Origin of the sequence: Streptomyces inhibens, assembly GCF_003389455.1 — a bacterium.
In the GTDB taxonomy this organism is placed as follows: domain Bacteria; phylum Actinomycetota; class Actinomycetes; order Streptomycetales; family Streptomycetaceae; genus Streptomyces; species Streptomyces inhibens.
Genome location: NZ_QUAC01000372.1, coordinates 1 through 6143, shown reverse-complemented (window position 1 = coordinate 6143; position 6143 = coordinate 1). Strand labels below are relative to the sequence as shown.

Genomic DNA, 6143 nt, shown 5'->3' with positions numbered 1-6143 from the left:
GTGGCCGGCCCCTCTCGGGGACCGGCCACCGCCTTTGCGCGTCAGCCGCGGGCGTCGTCCGTCAGGCCGCGCTGCCCGCCTGCCACTCGGACCAGGACAGGTTCCAGCCGTTGAGGCCGTTGTCCGGCTTGATGGTCTGGTCGTCCGAGTTCTTCACGATGACGACATCGCCGATCAGCGACTCGTTGAAGAACCACTTGCCCGGGGTGTCGCCACCGCCGCCCTTCTGGTCCCGCAGGCCGACGCAGCCGTGGCTGGTGCCGGAGTTGCCGAAGATGGACGTGGGGCCCCAGTAGTTGCCGTGGATGAAGGTGCCGGAGGCCGACAGCCGCATGGCGTGCGGGACGTCAGGGATGTCGTACTCGCCCTTGCCGTCCTTCTTCTTGAAGCCGACCGTCGAGCCGTCCATCCGGGTCTGCTCGAACTTCTCCGAGATCACCATCTGGCCGTTGTAGGTGGGGTTCTGGGGGCTGCCGCCGGAGATCGGGATGGACTTGAAGGTCTTGCCGTCCCGCTTGACCGTCATGGTCTGGGTGTTCATGTCGACCGTGGAGACCTGCGAGCGCCCGATGGTGAAGGTCACCGTCTTGGACTGCACACCGGTGATGCCCTGACCGCCCTTCACCCCGTCCAGGTCGATCTTCATGGTGACCTTGGAGCCGGCCTTCCAGTAGTCCTGCGGCCGGAAGTCCAGGCGCTGGGCACCGAACCAGTGGCCGACGACCTGCTGGCCGCTGCTGGAGGTCACCGTGATGTGGGACTGGACGTCCTTCTTGTTGGTGATCACCTTGTCGAAGTTGAAGGACACCGGCATGCCGACGCCGACGGTCTTGCCGTTGTCGGGGGTGTAGCTGCCGATGAAGCTGTTGGCCGAGGAGACCGTCGTGAAGGTGGCGTTCTCGGTGGCCGCCCGGCCCTTGGCGTCCTTGGCCTTCGCCACGATCCGGTACTTGGTGCCGCGCTCCAGCTGGACGCCCGGCTTCCAGGACGTGCCGTCGGCCGATATGGCACCGGCGACGTCCTTGCCGGAGTCGGCGTCGGTGAGCTTCACCTCGGTCAACTTGCCGCCGGTGACCTTCACACCGGTGTCGTTGATGCTGGCGTTGGTGGAGCCGTCCTCCGACGAGACCTTGATCTTGACGTCGGAGGCGTTCTTGGCGGCCGCGGCGTCCGCGCCGGCCTGGCCGTTCTTGCCGTCGTCGTTGCCGCCGGCCGAGGCGTCCCCGCCACAGGCGGACAGGGTCAGCGCACCCGCTGCGAACAGGGCCGTCACGGCAAGCGTGCGGCGCATCCGACGGTTACGGCGCGGTGCACCGGACGCCGGCTGCTCGACTGACGGGAGCAGCTGGTGCGGGGTGCGGGACCGAGCGGGCGCGGGGGTGTCCGGCGTTGTCACGAGCTGCTCCATCACAGGGGTGTTGTGGTTCCGTGCTGGTAAACAGCACGAGCGGGCGGATTTGGTTGCGGGTACGGCCACCTTGTGACGAAGGTCACATCTGTGACGGTAGGGGGTGGTCGGCCGGCCCCGACAGCCAGGTTCGCAGTGCCGTGCCGTGTTCGTCCAGGCGGGGTGGGGCGGTGGGTTGGGCCACCGGCGTCCCCGAGAGGCGGAGCGGGCTGGTGACTTGGGGAATCCGCCCTTCCCCGACGGGGGTGACCGGGGCGAGTCCGAGGCTCCTGGCCAACTCCAGCGCCTCGGACAGGGTGTTGGCCGGGCCGCAGGGGACCGATGCCGCGGTCAGTCGCCCGGCCCAGCTTCGCGGGGTGTCGGCGGCTAGTAGGTCTTCCAGTGATTTGATGAGATCTGTACGGTTTTGCACCCGATCCTGATTGCGGGCGAACCGGGCATCGTCGGCAAGTTCCGGCGCGCCCAGCGCCTGCGCCAGCGCCCGGAATTGGCGGTCGTTGCCCACCGCCACCGCGAGCAGCTGCCCGTCCCGGCAGGCCAGCGTCTCGTACGGGGCGATGCTCGGATGGCGATTGCCCATCGGGCCCGGATCGCGGCCGGTGGCCAGATGGCCGGACGCCTGATTGACCAGCGAGCCCAGCAGGGACGAGAGCAGATTCACCTCCACCAGCTGGCCCTGGCCGGTGCGGTCGCGGTGGCGCAGCGCGGCGAGGATGCCCGTGGCGGCGTCCTTCGCGGTCAGTACGTCCACCAGCGCGACGCCCGCCTTCAGCGGCGTACCGCCGGGCTCGCCGGTGATGCTCATCAGCCCTCCGACGGCCTGTACGACGAAGTCGTAGCCGGGCAGCCGGGCGCCGGCGCCGGAGCCGAAACCGGTGATCGTGCAGTGCACCAGGCCAGGGTTGGCGGCGCGGGTCGCGGTGTGGTCCAGGCCGTACTTGGCGAGCGAGCCGGGGCGGAAGTTCTCGATCAGTACGTCGGCCCGGCGAGCCAACTCGCGGGCCGCGGCCGCATCGTCCGGATCGCCGAGATCCAGGGCCAGGCCGCGCTTGGAGCGGTTCGCGGCGTCGAAGTATGCGGCGGTGCCGTCCTGGGCGAACGGCGGCCCCCAGGCCCGGGTGTCGTCCCCGGTGCCCGGCCGTTCCACCTTGATCACCTCGGCGCCGAGGTCGGCGAGCGTCGCGGCGGCCAGCGGCCCGGCCAGCACCCGGCTGAAGTCCGCGACGAGGATGCCGTCCAGGGCGCGGGCGGGTGGCTCGGAGGGGATGCCGGTGCAGGTGTGGTCGGTGGGCTTGGTGTCGGCGGCGGGCGGTCGGGGCTGCGGCCGGGGCGGCTGCGGCACGTGGGTACTCCTCACGTCGCGGACGATGTGCCGTCATCGTCAAGGACGATCTTCGCCGGGGGAAGCCTCCGGGGTGTCCAACGGGGCGGGGCGAACCCTGCCGGGGCGGCCTCTTGGGCGGCTTCGTGGACGGTCTTTCGGGCGGCTTCGTGCGTGGGGCGCGGGGCGGGGCGTGGACGACCGCTCTGCGGTGTTGTGCCGGGAATGTGGTGAAATGTCATAGGAGATGCATCACTTTGGGACTTAAGTCCCAAGATCCCCCTGTCGGAAGCCCTGAGGCGTGGTGTCTACTGGCTCCAGCCCCGCGCCTCATCCGTCCTGGAGGACCGCATGCTCCTCTCTGCTTCGATTCTGCAGCAGATCGGCTTCGCCCTGCTTTTCGCGCTGGGCGTGCTCTGGGCCGTCGGAATGATCAGACTGCTGCGTCGGGGGCGGTACGAGGCGGCGATGCGGCGGGATCGGCGGGAGATGCGTGCACGATACGCGCCCCGTGGGCCGCGTGGGCCGCAGGGTTCGTACGGGCAGCCCCGGTCCGGATCGGAGCTGCCCGGACACGGGCCGGCGGTGCCGCCGGAACTGCTCGGCTCGGTGCCCCGGCAGACCGGGCCGGCCGGGCCGCCGTCGGAGTGCGTGGAGCTGAGCGCCGCCGAGCGGGAGACGTTCGAGGAGCTCGTACGGCAGCTGACCAGCCGGAGTTGATATCGGCCGGCCGGTTCCGGCTGGTCGGTCGACCAGCCGGAGTCGATCCCGGCGTGGCCGGTTGACCAGCCCGAGTTGATCCCGGCGTGGCCGGTTGGTCAGCGGACCAGGCTCAGTCTCAGCAGGGCCAGTGCGGTCAGCATCTGCACCGATACCGACGTCAAGGACTTCAAGGTCGACAGGTGGTGCTGGCCACGTATGAGCAGCACCGCGAGCACGTAACCGAAGCCCCAGGTCGTCCAGGTCGCGGCCTGCACGAACGTGGCGTCGGTCGGCAGCCAGGCCGCTATCCCCAGCCGCGGTAGATCCGTCACCCAGAAGAGCACGATGAACAGGCTCGCGGTCGGCGCGAAGCGGCCGCTGCCGCCGAGGGTGCGGGCGATGGCATGGGTGACCGCACCCAGGGCAAGGCTGGCGGCCAGCACCCCCGCCTCGGCCAGCCCGGCCAGTTGCAGCGCTGCCGAGCGGTCGGCCGCCCACTGGCCGCGGAACGCGTCCGCCGACAGCACCCCGATACCGCCGCCGATCAACGACAGCAGCACCGCCGCGCTCCACGCGCTGCGGTCCCGTGCCTCGTCCAGGACTTCCACCGGCCGGTACCAGAGCCCGAATATCAGCCGGTGCCACCACAGGCGGCGGCGTGGGGCGGGCTTGCGGGGGGCCGGCTGGACGAGCGTGGGGGGTGGAGGTTGCGGAGGCTGGGAGGGGGGCGGTGCGGACATACCGCCGTTTCTACCACCGGCCAATTCGGGACGATGCGGGGGCGTCGAGCGGGGCCACGGTCGGTGCGGATGAGACGCTCTGCAGGTGACGTTGCAGACACCCGAGCACGGTGAGGCGCACGGCGGCGGGCTCGGCACCCGGCTCAACTGGCTGCGGGCGGCGGTCCTCGGCGCCAACGACGGGATCGTCTCCACCGCCGGGCTCGTCGTCGGTGTCGCCGGAGCGACTGACAGCCGAGGCGCGTTGTTGACGGCGGGGCTGGCCGGGCTGCTGGCGGGGTCGATGTCGATGGCGGCCGGCGAGTATGTGTCGGTCTCCACCCAGCGGGACTCGGAGAAGGCCGCGCTGGCGCAGGAGAAGCGCGAGCTGGCGACGGAGCCGCAGGCCGAACTCATCGAGCTGACCGAGTTGTTGGTGGACAAGGGGCTGAACGAGCGGCTGGCGGGGGAGGTCGCGGAGCAGCTCACCGAGCATGATGCGTTGCGTGCCCATGCGGAGGTCGAGTTGGGCATCGACCCTGATGAGCTCACCAATCCCTGGCATGCGGCGGGGGCGAGCTTTCTGGCGTTCACGGCGGGGGCGTTGTTGCCGTTGCTGGCGATTGTGCTGCCGCCTGCTGCGCATCGGTTGTGGATCACTGTGGTTGCGGTGTTGGTTGCGTTGGCGGTGTGTGGGTGGAGCAGTGCGCGGTTGGGGGGTGCACCGGTGGGGTGGGCGGTGGTGCGGAATGCGGGGGGTGGGGCGGTGGCTATGGCGGTGACGTATGGGGCCGGGGTGGTTTTGGGGGCTGCAGGGGTTTGACGGCTGGCTTGGCTGTCGCCGTTGGCTTGGCGCCGGTGCGCTGTCGCTCAGTGGGTGGGGGCCGGAGGGGACACCCGGTACCCCTCCCCCAGCCTTCGGCCGGGAGGTGCCCCCACGGCGCGGGCGTCTCGGCTCCATGGGATTGGGCGCCCCGGCGTTTGCTCCAGGTCCTGCGGGCGGGGCACCGGGTATCCCCTCCGGCCTTCGCGCGTTGGCGACTGTCCCGCCGTACCAATCGCCGTTACAGCCACCGTCTCGGCGTCCGTCCCGCCGTACCGAGTGCTGTCCAAGGTCTCGGTGGCTGGCTGTCCTGCCGTACCGATCGCCGTTACAGACACCGTGTCGGCGTCCGGCCCGCCGTACCGAGCGCTGTCCAAGGTCTCGGTGGGTGGCTGACCCGTCGTACCGATTGCCCTTACGGCCGGACCCGTCGCTGAGGGTCAGTCGTTCGGGTTGCCGTACAGGTCCCGGTACGAAGGAAACACGCCCCCCGGGCCGTCCACCGTCTCTGCCGACAGGGCCGCCCGGACGATGGCGCGGGTGAGGACGTCTGCGCCGGCGGTGAGGATTTCGTTGAGGGCGCCGGCCTCTGCGTGTACGCCGAATGCCGGGTCGGTGGTGGCCGTTTCGGGGGTGAGCGGGCGGGTGGCGGTGGACAGGGCGAAGACCGTGTCGCCGTCGGACAGGAGATGTACGGGGCGGATGGCGCGGGCCAGGCCGTCGTGGGCGGTTCCGGCGAGTTTATGGGCCTGGGCGCGGGTGAGGGTGGCGTCGGTGGCGACCACGGCGAGGGTGGTGTTGAGGGGTGGGTGGATGGCCGCGGCCGAGCGGGCCTGAGATATCTGCTGGGCCTCGGCCAGGCGGCGTAGGGCGGAGGTGTGTGCCTCGGGGGAGGGGAGGGCGGTGTGGCCGTCGGTCAGGCGGCCGTAGAGGGCTCCGGTGCGGGGGTCGGTGAGGGAGCCGGCCGCGTTGACGGCGGCGAGTGCGGCGACGGTGGTGCCCGAGGGGAGGACCGTGCTTGCCGTGCCGATGGCGCCCTTGAGACCGCCGGCCACGGCGCCGGTGCCGGCGCCGGTGTTGCCCTGGGCGACGGGGGCGCCGGGATCGGTGTACGCCGCGGCCTCGGCGGCGGCGCGGCCGAGTGCGGCGTCGGGGCGGGCCCGCCAGTCG

At 71.0% G+C, this 6143-nt stretch carries 6 protein-coding genes; 2 read left to right on the top strand and 4 right to left on the bottom strand.

Annotation, left to right across the window (positions count from 1 at the left end; translation table 11 throughout):
- Positions 1 to 61: 61 nt before the first annotated feature.
- Positions 62 to 1408 carry a L,D-transpeptidase gene (locus DY245_RS34780; RefSeq protein WP_128511096.1) on the bottom strand — a complete coding sequence of 449 codons (1347 nt, stop codon included), beginning with the start codon at positions 1406 to 1408 and terminating at the stop codon, positions 62 to 64.
- Positions 1409 to 1490: 82 nt separating this feature from the next.
- A complete protein-coding gene (locus DY245_RS34775) occupies positions 1491 to 2750 on the bottom strand; it encodes a CaiB/BaiF CoA transferase family protein (RefSeq protein ID WP_181924006.1) in 1260 nt (419 codons plus the stop codon).
- Between the two features lie 330 nt (positions 2751 to 3080).
- Between DY245_RS34775 and DY245_RS34770 the strand changes: the two genes are divergently transcribed.
- Positions 3081 to 3449 carry a hypothetical protein gene (locus DY245_RS34770; protein WP_128511095.1) on the top strand — a complete coding sequence of 123 codons (369 nt, stop codon included), beginning with the start codon at positions 3081 to 3083 and terminating at the stop codon, positions 3447 to 3449.
- Between the two features lie 98 nt (positions 3450 to 3547).
- Here DY245_RS34770 and DY245_RS34765 read toward each other — a convergent pair whose 3' ends face one another.
- Positions 3548 to 4171, bottom strand: coding sequence for a hypothetical protein (locus DY245_RS34765; protein ID WP_244943461.1), 624 nt, complete (start codon positions 4169 to 4171; stop codon positions 3548 to 3550).
- Between the two features lie 85 nt (positions 4172 to 4256).
- Between DY245_RS34765 and DY245_RS34760 the strand changes: the two genes are divergently transcribed.
- Complete coding sequence (locus DY245_RS34760; RefSeq protein WP_128511094.1) at positions 4257 to 4973, top strand: VIT1/CCC1 transporter family protein; 717 nt, start codon at positions 4257 to 4259, stop codon at positions 4971 to 4973.
- Between the two features lie 440 nt (positions 4974 to 5413).
- Here DY245_RS34760 and DY245_RS34755 read toward each other — a convergent pair.
- A partial coding sequence (locus DY245_RS34755) for a P1 family peptidase (RefSeq protein WP_128511093.1) occupies positions 5414 to 6143 on the bottom strand: 730 nt, incomplete at its 5' end.